At 67.9% G+C, this 21,071-nt stretch carries 15 protein-coding genes; 4 read left to right on the plus strand and 11 right to left on the minus strand.

Annotated elements, in window-relative coordinates; all coding sequences use genetic code 11:
• Positions 1-16 precede the first annotated feature (16 nt).
• Positions 17-1,108, minus strand: coding sequence for an enoyl-CoA hydratase/isomerase family protein (locus tag EV659_RS00285; RefSeq protein ID WP_132706410.1), 1,092 nt, complete (start codon positions 1,106-1,108; stop codon positions 17-19).
• A gap of 509 nt (positions 1,109-1,617) precedes the next feature.
• On the opposite strand from EV659_RS00285, the gene EV659_RS00290 reads away from it, so the two are divergent.
• Both EV659_RS00290 and meaB read left to right on the plus strand, forming a co-directional pair.
• Positions 1,618-2,076, plus strand: coding sequence for a YHS domain-containing (seleno)protein (locus EV659_RS00290; RefSeq protein WP_132706412.1), 459 nt, complete (start codon positions 1,618-1,620; stop codon positions 2,074-2,076).
• A gap of 195 nt (positions 2,077-2,271) precedes the next feature.
• Positions 2,272-3,273: a methylmalonyl Co-A mutase-associated GTPase MeaB gene (meaB, locus tag EV659_RS00295; RefSeq protein ID WP_132706414.1), complete on the plus strand. Its 1,002-nt coding sequence runs from the start codon at positions 2,272-2,274 to the stop codon at positions 3,271-3,273.
• Between the two features lie 64 nt (positions 3,274-3,337).
• Here the strand turns inward: meaB and EV659_RS00300 are convergent, their stop codons facing one another.
• The 3 genes from EV659_RS00300 to EV659_RS00310 form a co-directional block, all read right to left on the minus strand.
• Positions 3,338-3,961 carry a class I SAM-dependent methyltransferase gene (locus tag EV659_RS00300; protein ID WP_132706416.1) on the minus strand — a complete coding sequence of 208 codons (624 nt, stop codon included), beginning with the start codon at positions 3,959-3,961 and terminating at the stop codon, positions 3,338-3,340.
• Between the two features lie 103 nt (positions 3,962-4,064).
• On the minus strand, positions 4,065-5,183 hold the full coding sequence (locus EV659_RS00305) for a Leu/Phe/Val dehydrogenase (RefSeq protein WP_132706418.1): 1,119 nt from the start codon (positions 5,181-5,183) through the stop codon (positions 4,065-4,067).
• Between the two features lie 53 nt (positions 5,184-5,236).
• Positions 5,237-8,710 (minus strand): indolepyruvate ferredoxin oxidoreductase family protein, encoded by a 3,474-nt coding sequence (locus EV659_RS00310; RefSeq protein ID WP_132706420.1) that lies wholly within the window; start codon positions 8,708-8,710, stop codon positions 5,237-5,239.
• Positions 8,711-8,994: 284 nt separating this feature from the next.
• Between EV659_RS00310 and msrA the strand changes: the two genes are divergently transcribed.
• Positions 8,995-9,534 carry a peptide-methionine (S)-S-oxide reductase MsrA gene (gene msrA / locus EV659_RS00315; protein ID WP_132706421.1) on the plus strand — a complete coding sequence of 180 codons (540 nt, stop codon included), beginning with the start codon at positions 8,995-8,997 and terminating at the stop codon, positions 9,532-9,534.
• Positions 9,535-9,801: 267 nt separating this feature from the next.
• Here msrA and EV659_RS00320 read toward each other — a convergent pair whose 3' ends face one another.
• On the minus strand, positions 9,802-10,221 hold the full coding sequence (locus tag EV659_RS00320; protein WP_132706423.1) for a hypothetical protein: 420 nt from the start codon (positions 10,219-10,221) through the stop codon (positions 9,802-9,804).
• 765 nt (positions 10,222-10,986) lie between these two features.
• Between EV659_RS00320 and EV659_RS00325 the strand changes: the two genes are divergently transcribed.
• A complete protein-coding gene (locus EV659_RS00325; protein ID WP_132706425.1) occupies positions 10,987-12,309 on the plus strand; it encodes a Coenzyme F420 hydrogenase/dehydrogenase, beta subunit C-terminal domain in 1,323 nt (440 codons plus the stop codon).
• A gap of 156 nt (positions 12,310-12,465) precedes the next feature.
• Here EV659_RS00325 and EV659_RS00330 read toward each other — a convergent pair whose 3' ends face one another.
• The 6 genes from EV659_RS00330 to EV659_RS00355 form a co-directional block, all read right to left on the minus strand.
• Positions 12,466-14,004, minus strand: a complete 1,539-nt coding sequence (locus tag EV659_RS00330) for a methyl-accepting chemotaxis protein (RefSeq protein WP_132706427.1) — start codon at positions 14,002-14,004, stop codon at positions 12,466-12,468.
• Positions 13,992-14,318 (minus strand): hypothetical protein, encoded by a 327-nt coding sequence (locus EV659_RS00335; protein WP_132706429.1) that lies wholly within the window; start codon positions 14,316-14,318, stop codon positions 13,992-13,994. The genes EV659_RS00330 and EV659_RS00335 overlap by 13 nt, the downstream gene beginning before the upstream one ends.
• Positions 14,319-14,546: 228 nt before the next feature.
• The gene (locus EV659_RS00340; protein ID WP_132706431.1) at positions 14,547-15,083 is read right to left on the minus strand and encodes a PAS domain-containing protein; all 537 of its coding nucleotides are present in this window, start codon (positions 15,081-15,083) and stop codon (positions 14,547-14,549) included.
• Between the two features lie 113 nt (positions 15,084-15,196).
• Positions 15,197-16,978, minus strand: coding sequence for an N-acyl-D-amino-acid deacylase family protein (locus EV659_RS00345; protein ID WP_132706433.1), 1,782 nt, complete (start codon positions 16,976-16,978; stop codon positions 15,197-15,199).
• 183 nt (positions 16,979-17,161) lie between these two features.
• Positions 17,162-19,813 carry a methionine synthase gene (gene metH, locus EV659_RS00350; protein WP_132706435.1) on the minus strand — a complete coding sequence of 884 codons (2,652 nt, stop codon included), beginning with the start codon at positions 19,811-19,813 and terminating at the stop codon, positions 17,162-17,164.
• A gap of 137 nt (positions 19,814-19,950) precedes the next feature.
• Positions 19,951-21,006 (minus strand): homocysteine S-methyltransferase family protein, encoded by a 1,056-nt coding sequence (locus EV659_RS00355; protein WP_132706437.1) that lies wholly within the window; start codon positions 21,004-21,006, stop codon positions 19,951-19,953.
• Positions 21,007-21,071: the final 65 nt, after the last annotated feature.

A 21,071-nucleotide genomic window follows, 5' to 3' on the forward strand; every position in this document is an offset into this window, starting at 1 on the left:
CGTTGTGATCGCTCGATCAGTCGAGCGACAGGTCGCCCGGGGCGGCCGGGCCGAACACCGCGGCGACCTGTTCGGGCGTGACGGCGTCCAGGCGATCGGGGCGCCAGCGCGGATTTTTGTCCTTGTCGATCAACAGCGCGCGCACGCCTTCGCGGAAATCGGGTTCGCCGGCCACCATGTTGCATGCGACGCGAAACTCCATCGCCAGCACCTCGGCCAGCGTCTCCAGGCTGGCGCCGCGGCGCTGATGCTCGAACGTCACCGCCAGGGCCAGCGGCGACATGGTCCGCAGATGCGCGGCTTGGTCGCGCGCCCAATCGCTGCCGTCGGCGTCGAGCGCGGCCAGGATCTCGGCCACCGAGGTGTGGTTGAACAGCCGGTCGATGGCCGGCCGGTGATCGGCCAAGGGCGCCGGGCCGGGGTCGCTGGCGTGGGCGGCCAGGATCGTGTCCGGGTCGCCGGCGCCGGCGGACAGCGCCTCGATCAGCGCGGGCAGGGCGGCGCTCGGCAGATGGTGGGTGGCGTAGCCGCAATAGAGACTGTCGGCGGGTCCGCAGCGATAGCCGGTCAGGCCGAGGAACAGGCCGAGCTTACCCGGCATGCGCGGCAGCACCCGTCCGCTGCCCACGTCGGGGATCAGCCCGAGACCGGTTTCGGGCATGGCGAACAGGGTCTTCGGTGTGGCGATCCGATAGCGCCCATGCACCGAGATGCCGAACCCGCCGCCCATGGTGATGCCGTCGAGCCAGGCGATGAACGGCTTGGGGAATTGCGCGATGGCATGGTTCATCCGGTATTCGGCATGGAAGAAGCGCCACCAGTCGTCGTCGGTCCGGGCGGCGGCACTCTTGGCCACCCGCACCACGTCGCCGCCGGCGCAGAACGCCCGCTCGCCGGCGCCGGTGATCAGCACCGCCGAGATGGCGTCATCCTCAGCCCAGGCGGCCAGTTGCGCTTCGACCGCTCGGCACATGCTCTCGGTCAGCGCATTGAGCGCCTTGGGCCGGTCGAGCACGATCCGACCCAGCGCGCCGGTGCGTTCCAGGCGCACGCCGTCGGTTTGGCTGGCGGTGGCGTCGGGCGATTGCGGGCGGCTGCCGTCGGTCATGGATTGCCTTTCGGGGAGTGCTTTTCGGGGACTGCCTTTTGAGTTGCCAGGCGAGGATCTGAACGCCGCCCAGGATTAGGCGTCCCCATGGCCAAGCGCAAGGCGTTTGCAGGCCCCCCGTGGCGGCCGCCCCGCCCAGTGGCGGTTGCCGCCACGGGGGATCCGACCGCCAGGCGGCGGCGCTCCTGCATCGACAATGTTACAGCCCAGAATGCGTCTGGATCGCACCGGACCGAGGCGCCGAGTCGGTCACGATCGCGAAAGACATCCGAAAAATATTGTAAGTCAACGAGATGACCAAAAAGCAATTGGCGTCAACGGGCTGCGGGCTGCTTCGCGAAATATGACAGTGACCGCGAATAGCGTCATTTTACTGTAACATATCTGTCATGATAGGCTGTCCGTCGAGGGCCGGCGTTGGCGGTTGCTCTTGCGCCCCGGGTGGCGCTGGGCAGGTGGCCAACCACACGGCAGTCAGTGGGAACAATGACAAGAAAGGAGACAGACCCATGGTCAACAGCAACGGTTTTCGGATTGCCACGATGCTGGCGGCGCTGACGCTGACGCTGGGGTTCGCGCTTGGCGCGGCGGCGTCGGCGCAGGATCGGGTCTATGCGCCCGACGGTGTGGCGCTCGACGGTTACGATCCAGTGGCCTATTTCACCCACGGCGTTGCGCGTGAGGGCTCCAAGGACCATGCGCTGACCTGGAACGGCGTCGACTGGCATTTCAGCTCCGCCGAGCATCGCCGGTTGTTCGAGCAGAATCCGGAAAAATACATGCCGCGCTATGGCGGTTTCGACGCCTTCATGATGGCGCAGGACACGCTGATGCGCACCGACGCGGAAGACTTCCTGGTCGCCGGCGGCCACCTCTATCTGTTCTCGAACAAGGCGTTGAAGCGCAAGTTCGCCGACGACCTGCGGCGCAAGACCGCCTATGCCGACCATTATTGGAAGCGCCAGTAAGCCCGGCGATCGCCAGACCCCGGGGGCTCGGTTCGCCCTGGCCTGAGCCTTGCCCCCGGTGGAGCCGCGCCGGGGCCAGGGGCGGGTGCGGGCCTCACCAGGGTTGCGGCCGGGTCGGGGTGGAGGTCTGGTCTGGGGGCGCGGAATGGGCTAGGCCTTGGCGCGATTGCGTCCCAGACGGAGCCCGCCCCCACAATGGCCGTAGCCCGACCCAGCCTCGACGATCTCGACGCCGGCATCCGCGCCGGCGACCGCGCCATGCTCGCGCGCGCCATCACCTTGGTGGAAAGCACCAAACCGGCCCATTTCGAGCAGGCGCAGGCGTTGCTCGAACGGCTGTTGCCCGACACCGGCGGCGCCCAGCGCCTGGGCATTTCGGGCGTGCCGGGCGTCGGCAAGAGCACCTTCATCGAAAGCCTGGGCGGTCATCTCACCGGGCGCGGTCACAAGGTGGCGGTGCTGGCGGTCGACCCGTCGTCGGGCCGGTCGGGCGGCGCCATCCTCGGCGACAAGACCCGCATGGCGACGCTGGCCACCGACCCCAACGCCTTCATCCGCCCGTCGCCGGCCGCCGGCGTGCTCGGCGGCGTGGCGCGCGCCAGCCGCGAGACGCTGCTGCTCTGCGAGGCGGCGGGCTATGACGTGGTGATCGTCGAGACCGTGGGCACCGGCCAGTCGGAAACCGAGGTCGCCGACATGGTCGACTTCTTCCTGGTCTTGATGCTGCCCGGCGCCGGCGACGAATTGCAGGGCATCAAGAAGGGCATTCTGGAACTGGCCGACATGATCGCGGTCAACAAGGCCGACATGGACGCCCGGGCGGCCGAGCGCGCGGCGCGCGACTATCGCTCGGCCCTGCATATCCTGACGCCCGAATCCGCCAACTGGTCGCCGCCGGTGGTGACCTGCGCCGGCCTCAGCGGCGACGGCCTCGCCGCTTTGTGGGACGAGGTCGAGCGCCACCGGCAGGTGATGACCGCGTCGGGCGAGCGCGACCGGCGGCGCCGCGAGCAACGGCGCATCTGGCTGTGGCGGATGGTCGAGGGCCGGTTGCTGGCCGCGCTCAAGCGTCATGGCGGCGTGCGCGAGACGGTGACGGCGGTCGAAGCCCGGGTTGCCGAGGGCCGGCTGCCGGCGGCCAAGGCGTGCGAGGAGATCCTGGCGGCCTTCCTGGGCCAGGCCGCCGTCGACGCCTGATCGGCTGTCCGGACCCCGGGGGCTGACCTGGGGGCTGACCTGGGGCCAGAACCGGGGGCCGGGCTCAGCGCGGTCGGGCGACGCCGGTGAAGTAATGGCCGACGACCCGCGGTGTCTTGCGCATATAGCCGGTGTCGAGCCGGTCGAGCGCGAACCCGCCGTCGACCAGCAAGCGGTCGATGGGGCGGTTGAGATTGCAGCCGCCGGCGAGCGCGCGCCACGGCCGGTTCAGGCGCTCCTGCCAACGGCGCACATGGGCGTCGGGGCTCGCCCCATGCTCGGCGAACAACAGCCGGCCGTGGGGTTTGAGCACCCGGCGCATCTCGTCGAGGGCGGCGTGCGGGTCGGCGATCGTGCACAGCGAAAAGGTGCAGACCACGGTGTCGACGGTGCCGCTTTCCAGGGGCAGCCGCTCGGCCGATAACGGCCGGATCTCCACCGCCAGCGGCGTCGCCTCCAGACGCGGGCGCGCCTTGGCCAGCACGCCCGGCTCAGGGTCGATGCCGATCAGGCGCTCGACCCGGTTGGGGGTGTAATAGGCCAGGTTGCGCCCGGTGCCGAAGCCGATCTCGACCACCAGGCCCTGCGCTTCGGGCACCAGCCCGCGCCGCAGCCAGCGAATGGCGCCGACGCCGCAGGCATGGTCGACCAGATGGGGCAGGATGTGGCGCTCATAGAAGGCGTTCATGGCCGCCACTGTGGCCCGCCCGCCGGCCCGCGTCGAGGGGCTTGAGCCGAAGCCGCGGACCTTTTGAGGTCGGGCTTCGGCGCCGTTGACCGCTCGCGTCGGCCTATTCGGCGGCTTCGACGCGCGACTGGCGGGCGTCGGCGATGCGCCGTTCGGCGATTTCGTTGGCGACCAGGCCGGTGGGGCGGTCCTCGGCGTCGGCCTTCTGGAACACCTCGCGCAGGGTGTTGGCGATGTTGGTCACCTTGGCGTGGCGCGCCGCCTCGTCGAGCGGTTCCTTGAGCGCCTCGGTCTCCACCGAGATGATGCCGCCGGCGTTGATCACATAGTCGGGCGCGTAGAGGATGCCGCGCCGGCGCAGCGCCTCGCCATGGACGCGCTCGTTCTCCAACTGGTTGTTGGCCGCCCCGGCGATCACCTGGGCCTTGATCTGCGGGATCGTCCGATCGTTGATGCCGCCGCCGAGCGCGCAGGGCGCGAACACCTCGGCGTCCACCGTATGGATCGCCTGCGGGCTGACCACGTCGGCCGGCACGTCGGCGGTCAGGCGCCCGATATTGCGTTGGTTGACGTCGGCGACGATCAGCGTGGCGCCGGCTTCGTGCAGGTGGCGTGCGACGCCGCCGCCCACATGGCCGACGCCCTGGATCGCCACCCGCACCCCGGCCAGGTCCGAGCGGCCGAGCTTGTAGCCGACCGCCGCCTTGATGCCGTGGAAGACGCCGATGGCGGTCTGGGGCGAGGGGTCGCCGGTGGCGAACTCGCCGTCCTCAAGGCCGGTGACATAGTCGGTGGTCTTGGCGATCTCGGTCATGAAGGCGGGCGAGGTGCCGACATCCTCGGCGGTCAGATAGGTGCCCGACAGGCGCTGGATGTGGCGGCCGAAGGCGTGGAACAGCGCCGGGCTGGCCAGGTGCGCGGGGTCGCCCATGATCACCGCCTTGCCGCCGCCGAGGCGCAGGCCGGCCATGGCGTTCTTGTAGCTCATGCCGCGCGACAGGCGCAGCACGTCGAAGATCGCGTCTTCGTCGGCGCGCGCCTCGGCCACGTCGGCGGGCGCGTGGGCGTGGGCGCTCAGATAGTCCCAGAACCGGCAGCCGCCGACCGCCGGGCCAAGCGCTGTGGAATGCACCGCAATGATCGCCCGCAGGCCGGTGTCGGGGTCGTTACAGAACACCACCTGTTCGTGTTTGTCGAAAGCGCGGGACGAAAAGACGGTCATTGCATGGTTCCTCTACTCAAGGGTGAGACGGTGACGCGCTCGGCGATCGGGAGCTATTCGGCGGCGCGGGCCAGGGGCTGGTCGGCGTCGTCGCAGCGCCAACGCGCCATGAGCTCCCGCTCGCGCGTCTTGGCCTGGGTGACGCTGGCCTCCTTGACCGGGCCATAGCCACGGATCTGGTCGGGGATGTGCGCCAGTTCGACCGCCAGGGGCAGGCGTTCGGCGGTCAAGCCGGACAGCAACTCATCCACCAACTCCTCATACTCGCCGATCAACTGGCGTTCCATTCGACGTTCGGCGGTCCGCCCGAACGGGTCGAAGGCGCTGCCGCGCAGGCCGCGCATGGCCGCCAGGATCTTGAATACCGGAAAGATCCACGGCCCGAAGGTCAATTTGCGCGGCCGGCCGGTGGCCGGATCGGTGCGCGACAGAAGCGGCGGCGCCATGTGCACCTTGACCCGGCGATAGTCGGCGAAGACGGCGTTGAGCTTGTCGGCGAACTCGCCGTCCACATAAAGCCGCGCCACCTCATATTCGTCTTTGTAGGCCAGGAGCTTGAAGTAGAAGCGCGCGACCGCGTCGGTCAGCGCCTCGGACTTGGGCGCTGCGGCGCGTTCGGCGGCGCGCACCCGGTCGACCAGGGCGTGATAGCGCTCGGCCAGGGCATTGTTCTGATAGCCGACCAGGAACGCCGCCCGGCGCTCGATGCGTTCGTCGAGGGTCTCGGCGATCGGCCGGCGGGTGGTGGTGCGCTCGGCCTCGACCACCGCTTCCACGGCGGCCATGTCATGGGCGGCGACCCGGCCCCAGTGGAAGGTGCGCTGGTTCATCTCCACCGCCACGCCGTTCAATTCGATGGCGCGGTTGATGGCGTCGAGCGACACCGGCACATAGCCCTGCTGCCAGGCATAGCCGAGCATGAACAGATTGGTGGCGATGCTGTCGCCGAACAACAGCGTGGCGATCTCGGCCGCCGGCAGGCGGTGGCGGTCGGCCTCGGCGGTGCGCTCGTCGAGCGCGCGCTGCACGCTCATCTCCTGGAAGTCGATGTCGCGGTTGAGCACGAAGCCGGCGGTTGGCGCCACATTGCTGTTGATCACCGCGCGGCTGCGCTTGGGGCTCAGCGTGGTGGCGGCGTCCTTGCCCGCGGCGACCACGCTGTCGCAGGCGAGCAGCAGGTCGGTGGCGCCGGTCAGGATGCGCGGGCTGCGCTCGAACCGGGGCTTGGCCGACAGCCGCACATGGCTCAACACCGCGCCGTTCTTCTGCGCCAGGCCGGACATGTCGAGGATCTGGCAGGAATGGCCGTCCAGATGGGTCGCCATGCCGAGGATCGCGCCGACGGTGAGCACGCCGGTGCCGCCGATGCCGGTGACCAGCAGATTGTGTTCGTCGCCCAGCGCCGGCACGGCGGGCAGCGGCACGTCGGGCAGGGCGGCGGTGGCGCCGGCGCGCGACTTGGCCGGCTTGGCGCCTTCGACGGTGACGAAGCTGGGGCAGAAGCCCTTGATGCAGGAGAAATCCTTGTTGCAGCTCGACTGATTGATGCGGCGCTTGCGCCCGAACTCGGTCTCCTGCGGTTCGATCGACACGCAGTTGGATTGCACCGAACAGTCGCCGCAGCCCTCGCAGACCAGGTCGTTGATGAAGATGCGCTGGTCGGGGTCTTCCATCTTGCCGCGCTTGCGCCGGCGGCGCTTCTCGGCGGCACAGGTCTGATCGTAGATGATCGCGGTGACGCCCGGGGTCGCGCGCACCTCGCGCTGCACCTGGTCGAGATACTTGCGGTCCTGGGCGGCGACGCCGCCGGGCAGGCTGCCGGCGGTGTAGATCTCCGGCCGCTCGGACAGCACATGGACCTTTTCGACCCCCTCGGCCAGCAATTGCCGGGCGATGTCGGGCACGCCCAACTGGCCTTCGGTGGGCTGGCCGCCGGTCATGGCCACGGCGTCGTTGAACAGGATCTTGTAGGTCACATTGACCTTGGCGGCGACCGCAGCCCGGATCGCCAACAGGCCCGAATGGGTGTAGGTGCCGTCGCCCAGATTGACGAACACATGGGCCTCGTCGGTGAACGGCGCCTGGCCGATCCACGGCACGCCCTCGCCGCCCATCTGGGTATAGGCGTCGGTGTTGCGGTCCATGTTGATGGCCAGGATATGGCAGCCGATGCCGGCGAGCGCGCGGCTGCCCTCGGGCACCTTGGTGGACGTGTTGTGCGGGCAGCCCGAACAGAAATAGGCCGGCCGGTCGGCGGGCGCCTGATAGCGCTCGTTGGCCGTCTCGCGGTCGCGGAAATAGGCCAGCTTGGCGCGCAGTTCGGGGGTGTCATAGTGGTGGACCAGGCGGCTGGCGATCACCTCGGCCACCAGGGTCACGTCCAGTTCGTTGTCGGGCGACAGCAGCCACTGGCCGTTTTGGTCATGTTTGCCGACGATGCGCGGCCGGCGGCGTTCGTGGACATTATAGAGCTGTTGCATGAGCTGATACTCGATCAGCTCGCGCTTTTCCTCGACCACCAGGATCTCGTCGAGCCCCTCGGCGAACGCCTTGGCGCCCTCGGGCTCCAGCGGCCAGATCATGCCGACCTTGTACAGCCGCAGGCCGATCTCGGCGGCGCGGGTCTCGTCGATGCCCATTTCGGCCAGCGCCTGGCGCACGTCCAGATAGGCCTTGCCGGTGGTGATGATGCCGATGCGGTCGTTGGGGCTCGACCAGATGGTGCGGTCGATATTGTTGGCGCGCGCGAAGGCGTGGGCGGCGAAGCCCTTGTAGCGTTGCAGGCGGGTGTCCTGGCCGCGCCACGGGTCGGGCCAGCGGATGTGCAGGCCGTCGGCGGGCATCTCGAAGTCGGTGGGGATGACGATGCGCCGGCGCTCGCCGCTCAAATCGACGGTGGCCGAGGTGTCGGCGGTGTCGCCGACCGCCTTGAACGCCACCCAGGCGCCGGTGTAGCGCGACATCTCCAGACCCAGAATGCCATATTCCACATACTCGGCGACCCCGGCGGGGTAGAGCACCGGCATCATGGCGGCCATGAAGTTGTGCTCGGTCTGGTGGGGCAGGGTGGAGGACTTGGCGCCATGGTCGTCGCCGGCGATCGCCAGCACGCCGCCATGGGGGCTGGTGCCGGCGGCGTTGGCGTGTTTGAACACGTCCATGGACCGGTCGACGCCGGGGCCCTTGCCGTACCAGATGCCGAACACGCCGTCATAGCGCGCCTGGTCCGACAGATTGACCTGCTGGCTGCCCCACACGGCGGTGGCGGCCAGATCCTCGTTCAGACCCGGTTGAAAGACGATGGACTCGGCGTCCAGATACTTCCTTGCGCGCGACAACTCCAGGTCGTAGCCACCGAGCGGCGAGCCGCGATAGCCCGAGATGAAGCCGGCGGTATTGAGTCCGGCTTCGGCGTCGCGCCAGCGCATCACCAGCGGCAGGCGGGTCAGGGCCTGCATGCCGTTCAGATACACCCGTCCGGTCCGCAAGGTGTACTTATCGTCCAGCGTCACCTTTTGCATGAACATCGCCGGAGCCTCCCTTCCCCAAGAAAATGCACCGTATTAGTCCGACTAATAGCAGCATCGTTGCGCAATGTGCTTTCTTTGTTTCAAGGCTCTGGACACATCTGCCGCGAAACTTAGATGCAAAGTTAAAACATTGCGCATTGCAGGATGGGGGCGGCGCCCCGGCGCGGCCGGTACGGGCGGTCCATGCCGTGCTGTATTGCGGCAAAACGGCCGCCCCGGGGGTCTTGGCGTGCGCCGCTCGCGACCCTACCTTCCCTCGATCAGGATATGGGAGGCACGACATGGCACAACAAGCCAAAGCGACGCTGGCCGGCGGCTGCTTCTGGTGCATCGAGGCGGTCATGAACGACCTGGTCGGGGTGCGCGACGCGGTATCGGGCTATATGGGCGGCGCGGTGGACAACCCCACCTACCGCCAGGTGTGCACGGGGCAGACCGGACATGCCGAGGTGGTGCAGGTGACGTTCGACCCCGAGGTCATCGGGCTCGATCAGATCCTCGACGTCTTCTTCACCGTGCACGACCCGACCCAGTTGAACCGTCAGGGCGCGGATGTGGGCACCCAGTACCGCTCGGCGATCTTCACCCATGGCGACGATCAGGCCGACGCCGCGCGCCGGGCCATCGACCGGGCGGCGGAGATCTGGGGTGACGGTATCGTTACCGAGGTGACGCCGGCGGCGACCTTCTGGCCGGCAGAGGCCTACCATCAGCGCTATTTCGCGACCAATCCCGAGCAGCCGTTCTGCCAGGCGGTGATCGGGCCCAAGGTTGCCAAGGCGCGGGCCAAGTATCGCCACCTGCTCAAATCGGCGGCTTAACGGCCTCGGGCGGCGTGGTGTCGGATGCCACGCCGCCGCGATGAACCGGCCAGTGTTGCGGGCCTTGGGGGGGGCGGCCCTGGCCATCGGTCGTGACGACATCGGTCGTAACAGGGCCCGGAGCGGCGGCCGCCGCGGCCGGTGGGTGGCCGGCGCGGCGGTGTCGCCAAACGGAGCCCGTGTCGATCCGGCGGCGCGGCGTCGAACCCGTCCGGCGCGATCGACGGCCCCGGCCTGATCGCTCAGGCTTGGCTTTGGTGGCTCACCTCAGGCGGGGTTCATCAGGCCGTCCGCCGCGCCTGCCTCCAGATGCCGGGTCGCCGCGCCGATCACGTCACTGGCATAGCGCACGTCGGCGCCGGCCTCGATCACGCATTCGGGCAATTCGCGCATCATGAAGTCGAGACCGATCCGCTCCTCGGCCGCGGCGATCGCGCCGGACAGCAGGGTCTCGCCGGTGTTGCGCAGGACGCTCACCGCCTCCCGGTATTGGTCAACCAGCGGCAGCAGATGACCCAGGGCATCGGCCAGAAACACCAGCGTGTCGCTGGCGCGGTTCAGCGGCTCTGCCGCATCGCCGAGCGCCCGGACGCCGAGTAACTGGCTGAGTTGTTCACCGCCATCGGTGCCGTGGTCGAGCAGGCTCGGGATCGGCAGGGTGTCGCGCGCTGCAGGGGTGATCGGCATGACGTTTGTCTCCGCAGAAAAAAGAACGGTGCCGGTTCTGTCGACCGGTTCAAACACGTGTTTAGCACAGTCCATGCCAGCTTGTTATAGCCCTCAAATTTTGCCGGATTTGGTGGCAGTGGGCGGGCGACCCACACCTGTCCCGTGGCAATCGTCGCGGAATGACACGCTTCCGCCGTTCCAAAATGAGACATTCGGCGGGTTTGTTTTGTTTTGGGGCGCTTCGGCCTATAAACCGGAACGAGTAGTGTTTCCCACAAAGTGCGACCGTATGGTGTGTTTGCGTGGCCGCGACGCGCCGGGCTTGGACACGGGCGGGTGGTGACTGCGCCTGGCCCGAGAGAGACGGATGGCGCTTGTAACCCTCTCATTTCCGTGATCTGTGGCCCGTGATCGGATCGGTGCCGAGCAGTAAAACCACCACTAACCTATTGAGGCGGAATTGTTTTGCACTGCACCAGACCGGCTGGTCGGTTGGCGGGGCGCGGCCATAGGCGGCCGGTCCGCGCCCAGCGCGGCGTCGGCGCGGTGGCGGCGGTGGCCGACCCCGTCGGGCAGCCATCGTCCAGTCCCGATGTACTGATACAATCCGTCGCGGCAGAGCCGGGGGCGGGGCGGCTGGGTGTCAACATATCTTGACGGAATCGGGCGGGAAATGGGACCCTTTTCGGGCGAACCGGCGGTGCGACTCGGTCATTTGGGCGTCGGTCGGGGTCGCATGCCAAGCGGGGATACCCTGTCCCCGACCCGATCGGAGAGACGCTGATGAGCCCGACCACCGCCACCGCCCCATCGTCCGCCGAAACGCCTGCCCCACCGGCGCCCGAGGGGGGGGCGGTCCCGGCCGCCGTGTCGGGCGCGGACCCGGCCAGCGCCGACACGGGCGCGCGGGGCTTGTGGGTGCCGGCGCTGGCCGAGCCGGCGCCGCGCGATCTGTGCACCGATTGCGGCGTGTCGCGGATGGTCGACCACAAGGCGTGTGGGTCGGCCTGTCAGTTCATCCGCCCCGATTACACGACCATGGAGTTGCGCGCCCACGGCCAGGCCCGCGACCCGAAGGTGCCGGATGAGCTTTATTTCGGCCCGCACCGGCGCATGGTGCGCGCGCGGTTGAAGGCACCGCGTGAGGGCGCGCAATGGACCGGCATCACCACGCGGATCGCCGAACGGTTGCTCGAAGAGGGCGCGGTGGACGCGGTGCTGGCGGTCAAGCCGCACCCCGACGATGTGTGGAAGCCTGAGCCGGTGATCGTGACCGAGCCCGAGGCGATGGCCGAGTGCCGCGGCATGCGCATGGGCTATGCGCCGCTTCTGGCCTTGTTGGAGCCGGCGGCGGCCAAGGGCTATAAGCGGCTCGCCGTGGTCGGTATCCCGTGTCAGGTCTATGCCCTGCGCGCCCTCGAAGAACGGCTCGGCCTTGAGCGATTGTATGTCATCGGCACGCCCTGTTCGGACAACACCACCACCGAGAATTTCCACACCTTCCTGGGGCTGTTGTCGGACAAGCCCGAGACCATCACCTATCTGGAGTTTCGCGCCGATTATCATGTGGAACTGCGCTTCACCGACGGGCGCCGCCGCGAGATCCCGTTCCTGAAGCTGCCGATCTCGCAACTGCCGGGCGACTTCTTCCCGCTCACCTGCCGGACCTGTGTGGACTATACCAATGCGCTCGCCGACATCACCGTCGGCTATATGGGCGGCGAGGGCGAGCAGTGGCTGCTGATCCGCAATGAGCGCGGCGAAGAACTGGTCGAGCTGCTGGGTGACGAGGTGGCGCTGTCGACCCCGGGCGACAAGGGCAACCGGGCCGCGGCGGTGAAAGGCTTTATCACCAACACCGAACGCGCGGTGGGCGGCCTGCCGGTGCGCGCCATGCCCGATTGGGTGCGCCCCATCGTGGCTTGGCTGCAACCGCGCATCGGCCCGCGCGGGGTAGAGTTCGCCCGCGCGCGGCTGGAGATGAAGGCGGCCGAGACGGTGCTGCACCTGCGCCGCTATCGCCCGGCGCGGATGAAGAACATGATCCCCGACCATGTCTGGCGCCTGGTCGAGCCCTATGGCCTGACCCGGCGCGACGACGAATAGGTCCGACCGCCCCGATGGCGTCCGGCCCCATACGCGCCGCCCCGGACGAGATGATCCGGCCCAGATGGCTGGCCCAGATCGCCGGCCCAGATACCGCGCCCCCATTGGCCGGCGCCAAGGCGCCCCGGCTGAGGCGCCCGGCCTCGCGGTGCTGGGTCAGCGGATGGCGGCGACGAAGGCGTGGCACTTGGCGGCCATGTCTTCGGCCTTTTGTTCCAGGTCTTGGGCGGTTTGGTTGGCCTGATTGGCCGACAGGGACACGGTTTCGGTGACGTGACGGACCTGGGTGACCTGGCTTGCCGCTTGCCGGGTTTCGGCGCTGGCGTTCTGGGCCGACCGGGCGATTTCCCGGGTCGCGGCGTCCTGTTGTTCGACCGCCGACGAAATCGACACCGTATTGTCGGTGATCTGGCGGATCGTTCCGGCGATTGCATCGACCGCCTGGACCGCTTCGCTGGTCACGGCGCGCATGCCGGCGACCTGATCGGCGATCTGCTGGGTGGCCTTGGCGGACTGATTGGCCAGCGACTTGACCTCGCCGGCGACCACCGCGAAGCCCTTGCCGGCCTCGCCGGCGCGCGCCGCCTCGATGGTGGCGTTGAGGGCGAGCAGGTTTGTTTGTTCGGCGATGTCGTTGATCAGGTCGACGATGCCGGTGATGCTTTCGGCGCGCTCGGCCACCGATTTGATGGTCTCGGTGCTGCGGTTGATGCCGGCAAGCGCGTTGTCCGCCGTATCTCGACTGCTGGTCACCTGACGGGTGATCTCGCCGATCGACTTGGTCATTTCCTCCGCACTCGACGCCACGGCGGTGACGTTTTCGCTGACCTGATCGGTGGCTGTGTTGGCGGCGGTCAACATGGTCTGGGCATCGGCGACGATCCGGCCCAGTTTCTCGCTATCGGTGCCCATGGCGTGGGCAGCCGCACGAATGTCTTCGGCGATGGTGCCGAGCGACTGTTGAAACTCGCGCGCCAGCCGCTCGCGCTCGGCCGCGGCGTCGCGGCTCATGGTCTCGCGCTCGGCGGCCTGCTGCGCTTCCAGGCGCTGGCGCTCGGCGCGCGCCGCCTCGGCGTCGGCAAGCGCCTTGTCGGACCGGGTCTTCGCGGCGTCCGATTGTGCGGCCGCTTGGCGTGCTTGCCCCGCGGCGTCTTCGGCGTCCCGACGGGCTTGATCGGCCGACGCGAACGCCTGATCCAGTTTGGCGGTCAGCCACACCAGAGCGGCGGTTTCCAGCACCACGATGACCGCGTGCAGCATCACGCGCGTCAGGTCGGCACCGTCGGGGAACACCCAGGCCGGCACGGTCAGGTTGAACACCAGATGGTGCACGGCGGTGACGCCCGCCGCGGCCAACAGACTGCGCCAGTCGAACATGGCGGTGGTGACCGCCAGCGCAGCGAAGAAATACATGTGCATGTCGATCTGCCAGGCATGGCCGCGAAACACCATCACCAGGATGGCCGCTTGCAGCACATAGGCGCAGGCGATCAAGTGGCGCGTCGCTGCGGCGTTGCGCGCCCGGACGGCCGCCAGACCGACGACGACACAGATCAGGGTCGACAACAGCCCCGGCGCCCACAAACCGGGCGAGCCGATGAGCCAGCCAAGCGCCAGGACCACCGGCACGTGCAGCCACTGAAGTGCGGCCAGCATGCCGGTGGAGGTCGATCGAAGCTCGGTCAGCGACGCCATGCGCGATCCCCTCGTGCGGCTTGGACGGTGACAAACGCATTGGTCGCCGGACGGCCAGACCGCGCGCCGCCACATCCGGCCGCGGCCAGTGGGTTGAGCACCCAGCGCGCACCGGCAGCGCGCAGGCGCCGGGGCAGACCCGGCCGGTCGCTCCACACCACGGCCAGTCCAGGCCGTTGGCCGAACGCGACCAGACGCGCGTCGGCCGCGGCGATGCGGGCGACGATGGCGCCGCGGTCCAGATGGGCCGGGAACCACGCCACCATCTGGCCGGTGGCGGGCGGTTGAGCCTGGATCAACAACAGCGCGACCATGACGGCGCCGGTCAATCCGATGGCAGGCCAAAAGGATGTCACGATTTGATCGCTCCCCGAGGCACGGCGCGCCGCGCCCGGATCGACCGGTTCCGGCGCTCGATCCGGCAGCCGCGACACGCTCGACTGACATAGGCGAGCCCCGGGACCCTAGCCTCGTTCGGTCGGGTCGACGCGCGCGGCCCGACGCGCGATGGCGCCTCGGTCATCCGCGTCGCCGGCGGACGGTCAGGCGGGCGGTGGCTCCGTCTCACCGTGCGCCAAAGCTATGGCGCCAAAAACCTGATCGACGGTGGTCCCGTCGGGGCTCAAGGGGACGTAAAGCACATAAAGATTAACAAAAAACTGCTTCTTTGTGATACCATGAACGAGGTAAGCAAAAACCTGTTTGGTTTCGCTAACCTTTCGGCAAGAGGTAATGGCGCGTTCGGCCACTTCCGGCGCGATGTAATCGCTCCATCGTTGGCCGGTGATTTCGCCGTAGAAATGGCTCATTTCGGTGCCGGTCAGGCGGGCGCGCGCGTCGACCACCCGGCCCGTTTGATCGCGAATCAGGTCCCAGATAAACACATTGGGCAGTTCGGCCTTGAAATCGGCCGGGCGAATGTCCTGGCGGCTTGCCAGGCGCGTGCCGCCGGTGCGCCGCTCAATCGCCCGCAGCAGCGTGTCGAAGCGTGGCACCGCGCGGATTTCGTCCGCCGTCAGGCTGCGGTAGCGACCGAATTGGATGTCTTCCCGGGTCGGGAGGGCGAGAAACGATACCATACACTAGCCATCCTGGAGCGTTTTCGGCACGACACCGCCAACATGGCAGGCTGGCTTGGTCGCGAAACGGCAAGTTTTTGTCAAGCCCAGCGTAGCGGCCTTTTCAACCGGTGTCATCCGTCATGATCGTCTGGCGATGGCGCCGGTCGACCGCGCCAACCGGGTCCGCGCACCACGCGGCCGGGCAGGGCGCCGGTGGGCAGGCCGTCGCGGAACGCCACCGTGCCGTTGACCAGCACGTGCAGCACGCCGGTGGCCAGGCGGTGCGGGTTGGCGAAGCTGGCCCGGTCGATCACCCGGTCGGGGTCGAACACCACCACATCGGCGTAGGCGCCCGGCGCCAGCCGACCGCGGTCGGCGATCTTGAGGTTCGCCGCCGGCATCGAGGTCAGCCGCCGGATCGCCTCTTCAAGCGGGATCAGGCCGCGCTCGCGCACATAGCGACCGAGCAGGCGCGCCACATTGCCATAGGCGCGCGGGTGGGTTGCCGATCGCAGGAACACGCCCTCGGGCGCCGGCGCGCCGGCATCCGAGCCGAACGCCACCCAGGGCAGGGCGATCTTCTTGTCCAGATTGTCGGGCGACATCATGAAATAGATCGTGGAGACGCGGCTGTCGTCTTCGATCACCAGGTCGATCATGGTGTCTTCGGCGCTGGTGCCGCGCGCCGCCATCACCTCGGCCAGGGTCTTACCGGTCAGCGGTTTGAGATCGGGGTTCTTGAAGCCCGCGAACAGCACTTTCTCCGGGTCGCCGGTGGCGCGATAGAGGTTTTCCCAATCCTCGGACGGGGTGCGCATGTGGGCGATCACCCGGGCGCGGGTCTCGGGGTCCTTGAGCCGCGCCACCCAGGCGTCGTGGCCGCCTTCCTGAACCCAGGGCGGCATGGCCGCGTCGAGCCCGGTGGCCCCGGCGGAATAGGTGTAGATGTTGGCGCGGATATCGAGCCCGCGGGCGCGCGCCGCCTCGATCCGCGCGATCGCCTGGTCGAGCTTGGGCCAGTTGGCGCGCCCGGCGGCCTTCAGGTGATAGACCTCGGCGCCCGCGCCGGTGGCCTCGGCGATGGCGATCAACTCGTCGAGCGCTTCGAGCAGTCGGTCGCCCTCGCTGCGCAGATGGCTTATATAACTGCCGCCGTGGCGTGCCGCCACCTCGACCAGGGCGATCAACTCGTCGGTGTCGGCGTAGAAGGCCGGCGCATAGATCAGCGACGCGCCGACGCCCATGGCGCCCTCGCGCATCGCCTGGTCGACCAGCGCGCGCATGGCGTCCAACTCGGCCGGCGTGGGCGCACGGTCGGCGTCGCCGATCACATGGCGGCGCACCGTGGTGGCACCGACGAACGAGGCCACATTGGGGGCGACGCCGCGGCGTTCCAGCATCTCTAGATAGCCGCCGAGGCTGTCCCAGGTGACGTCGAAGCGGATGTCGCCCTGGCGCGCGACGATCGATGCCTTGAGCCGGTCGTTGAGCGGCCCCATGGACCAGCCCTCGCCGAACACTTCAAGGGTGATACCCTGGGCCAGGTCGCTGAGGGCGCGGCCGTCTTGGATCAGCGACCGGGTCGCCCAACTGAGCATGTTGATGAAGCCGGGGGCGACCGCCAAGCCCTCGGCGTCGATGGTGTGGGCGGCGTCGCGCGGGTCGAGATCGCCGATGGCGGCGATGCGGTCGCCCCGGATCGCCAGGTCGGCGGCGCGCGGGCGGGTGCCGAGCCCGTCATAGACCAGCCCGTCGACGATCATCAGGTCGTAGCGCGGCCCGCCATCCTGCGCTGCCGCCGCGACGCCGACGGCCAAGGCCGCCAGAACGGCCCACAGCGCATGGCGAGCCCGGCGGCGCCAGCCCGCCCGCTCCGATGATGCGTCGCGACGCGCTCGCGATACCGACCCCATGGGTTGCCTCCCTGACGCTATCTGCTTGTTTGTCGCAGTAGGCCGAAGCGCCCGACGGGTGTCAAGCGCCCGGCCGGCAACGCCAAAGACGCCGCCGACGGGTGGGTCGGCGGCGCCTCGGACGCGTCCGCGGGATCGGGAAGCCGGTGGCGGGCGGGACCCTATCCCCGCCCGCATGCCGGCTCAGGCGTCGGCGTCTGGATCGTAGGCCAGGTTGGGGCTCAGCCAGGTTTCGGCCTGGGCCACGCTGACCCCCCGGCGCTTGGCATAGTCTTCCACCTGGTCGCGGCGGATGTCGCCGACGCCGAAATAGCGCGCGTCGGGATGGCCGAAGTAAAAGCCCGACACCGCCGCCGTCGGCGTCATGGCGAAGCTGTCGGTGAGGTGGACGCCGGCGGTCTGGCGGGCCGACAACAGCCGGAACAATTCCGACTTGGCCGAATGGTCGGGGCAGGCGGGGTAGCCCGGCGCCGGGCGGATGCCCGCATACTGCTCCTTGATCAGGCCGCTATTGTCCAGGTCCTCGTCGGGCGCATAGCCCCAGAACTCCTTGCGCACCCGTTCGTGCAGACGCTCGGCGAACGCCTCGGCCAGCCGATCGGCCAGGGCCTTCAACAAGATGTCGTTATAGTCGTCGTGCGCGGCCTTGTATTCGGCCAGCTTGGCGTCGATGCCGTGGCCGGTGGTGACCACGAACCCGCCGAGCCAGTCGGGCTTGCTGCCCACCGGCGCCACATAGTCGGCGAGCGACTGGTTGTAGCGGCCTTCGCGCTTCTGCACCTGCTGGCGCAGGCAATGGATGCGCGAGGCTTCCCGGGTGCGCTCGGCGTCTTCGTAGATGATGATGTCGTCGCCGTCGGCATTGGCCGGCCAGAAGGTGAACGCCGCCTTGGCGGTCAACCACTTCTCCGCGACGATCTGGTCGAGCATGGCGCGCGCGTCTTTATACAGGCTGGTGGCGGTTTCGCCGACCACCTCGTCGTCGAGGATATCGGGGAAGCGCCCGGCCAGTTCCCAGGTGCGGAAGAACGGCGTCCAGTCGATGCGCGCCACCAGGTCGTCCAGGGGATAGTCCTCGAACACCGTCAACTCGTCCACCTTGGGCTTCATGGGCGTGTAACCGTCGAAGTCCACCGGTTGGGCGTTGGCGCGGGCCTTGGCGATCGGGATCAGCCGGTCGGCCTTGGACTTGCCCTCGCGCTTCTTGCGGGTCTTTTCATATTCATCGGCGATCGATTTGGCATAGTCGGCGCGCGCCGTCTGCGACAACAGCTTGCCGGCGACGCCCACCGCCCGGCTGGCATCCAGCACATGCACCACCGGCGCGTCGTACTTGGTGTCGATCTTGACCGCCGTGTGCACGCGGCTGGTGGTCGCGCCGCCGATCAGCAGCGGCATATCCATGCCGGCGCGCTGCATCTCGGTGGCGACCGTCACCATCTCGTCGAGCGACGGGGTGATCAGGCCGCTCAAGCCGATCATGTCGGCCTTGTTCTCGTTGGCGGCCTTCAAGATGTCCTGCCAGGGTACCATGACGCCCAGGTCGATGACGTCGAAATTGTTACACTGCAACACCACGCCGACGATGTTCTTGCCGATGTCGTGGACATCGCCTTTCACCGTCGCCATGATGATCCGGCCCTTGCTTTCCTTGCCGCCCTGTTTCTCGGCCTCGATATAGGGCATCAGATGGGCGACCGCCTGTTTCATGACCCGCGCCGACTTGACCACCTGGGGCAGGAACATCTTGCCCTCGCCGAACAGGTCGCCGACCACGTTCATGCCGTCCATCAGCGGCCCCTCGATCACGTCGAGCGGCTTTTCGGCGCGCTGGCGGGCCTCTTCGGTGTCCTCGACCACATAGGTGGCGATGCCCTTGACCAGCGCGTGTTCCAGGCGCTTTTCCACCGGCTGTTCGCGCCACGCGGTGTCTTCTTCTTGCTTCTTGCCCTTGCCCTTGTAGCGGTCGGCGATCTCCAGCAGCCGGTCGGTGGCGTCGTCGCGGCGGTTGAGGATCACGTCCTCGACCCGTTCGCGCAGTTCGGGGTCGATCTGGTCGTAGACCTCCAACTGCCCGGCATTGACGATGCCCATGTCCATGCCCGCCTTGATGGCGTGGTAGAGAAACACCGAGTGCATGGCTTCGCGCACCGGATTGTTGCCGCGGAAGCTGAACGAGATGTTCGACACGCCGCCGGAAATCTTGGCACCGGGGCAGCGTTTCTTGATCTCGGCGGTGGCTTCGATGAAGTCGACGCCATAGTTGTTGTGTTCGTCGATGCCGGTGGCGACGGCGAAGATATTCGGGTCGAAGATGATGTCGCCGGCCGGGAAGTCGAGCTTTTCGCGCAGCAGGTCGTAGGCGCGCGCGCAGATCTCGATGCGTCGTTCCTTGTTATCGGCCTGGCCGTCCTCGTCGAACGCCATCACCACGGTGGCCGCGCCATAGCGGCGGATCAGCCGCGCCTGGTGCAGGAACCGTTCCTCGCCCTCCTTGAGCGAGATGGAATTGACGATCGCCTTGCCGGCGACGCACTTCAGGCCGGCCTCGATCACCTCCCATTTGGAGCTGTCGATCATGATCGGCACGCGCGCGATGTCGGGTTCGGCGGCGATCAGATTGAGGAAGGTGACCATGGCCTCTTTCGAGTCCAGCATCCCTTCGTCCATGTTCACGTCGATGATCTGCGCGCCGTTTTCCACCTGTTGGCGGGCCACCGAAAGCGCCTCGTCGAAGTCACCTTCCTTGATCAGGCGCAGGAACTTGGCGGACCCGGTGACATTGGTTCGTTCGCCGATATTGACGAATTGGGCCGTGGATTGCTGGTCGGTCATGGGTCTTTTGCTCTTTGAAACTGTTTACGTGTCCGGTCGTCCATCTTGTGCCGTGGCGTGGGCCCGGTCGCTCGGTTGGGCCGGTTGCGACCCGTGCCTGGCGGTCGGGGCGCCCGCGCCAGGTCGGTCGGGCGCGCTTAGATCGTCACCGCTTCCAGGCCGCTCAGCCGAAGCTTGTGGTCGTCGCCGCGGTCGGGCCGCGCGCGCGGGCTGCCCTTGGCCGCCACCTCGGCGATGGCGCGGATATGGTCGGGCGTGGTGCCGCAGCAGCCGCCGAGGATGTTCACCAGCCCCTGGTCGACCCATTCCTTCAAAAAGCCGGCGGTCTTCTCCGGCGTTTCGTCATACTCGCCCATCTCGTTGGGCAGGCCGGCATTGGGGTAGGCCGACACCAGGCACGGCGCGCGCTCGGCCAGCATGGCGATGTGCGGGCGCAATTCCTCGGCCCCGAACGAGCAGTTGAGCCCGATCGAGAAGGGCTGGGAATGCTCCACCGAATGCAGGAACGCCTCCATGGTCTGGCCCGACAGGTTGCGCCCCGACAGGTCGGTGACCGTGCCGGAGATCATCACCGGGCGGTCTTCGCCGGTCTCCTCGGCGACCTCGGCGATGGCGACCAGGGCGGCCTTGGCGTTGAGCGTGTCGAAGATGGTCTCGACCAGCAGCAGGTCGACGCCGCCTTCGACCAGCTTGCGCACCTGCTGCTTATAGGCATCGCGCACCTCGTCGAAGGTGACTTCGCGATAGCCCGGCCGGTTGACGTCGGGCGACACCGACAGCGTCCGGTTGGTCGGCCCGATGGCGCCGGCGACGAAGCGCGGCTTGTCGGGCGTTTTCTCGGTGTAGGCGTCGGCGGCCTGGCGGGCCAGGCGCGCGCCGTCCAGATTGATCGCGTCGACCGCGTCTTCGAGCGCATAATCGGCCTGCGCGATGGTGGTGCCCGAGAAGGTGTTGGTCTCGATGATGTCCGACCCGGCGTCGAGGAACGCTTCGTGGATCTCGCGGATGATCTTGGGCTGGGTGACGTTCAACAGGTCGTTATTGCCCTTCACGTCGTCGGAATGATCCTTGAATTGCTGGCCGCGATAGTCGGCTTCGCCCAGACCGTATTGCTGGATCATGGTGCCCATGGCGCCATCCAGGATCAGGATGCGCTCGGCGCACAGGGCTTGGAGTTGGTCACGGCGTGGCATTGCTCGGCATCCTTTCGCCCCGCCCGGGCCGGTATTGGGGCCGGCGGGCGGGATCTGTCGTGTCG

Origin of the sequence: Rhodothalassium salexigens DSM 2132, assembly GCF_004341375.1 — a bacterium.
Lineage (GTDB): Bacteria > Pseudomonadota > Alphaproteobacteria > Sphingomonadales > Rhodothalassiaceae > Rhodothalassium > Rhodothalassium salexigens.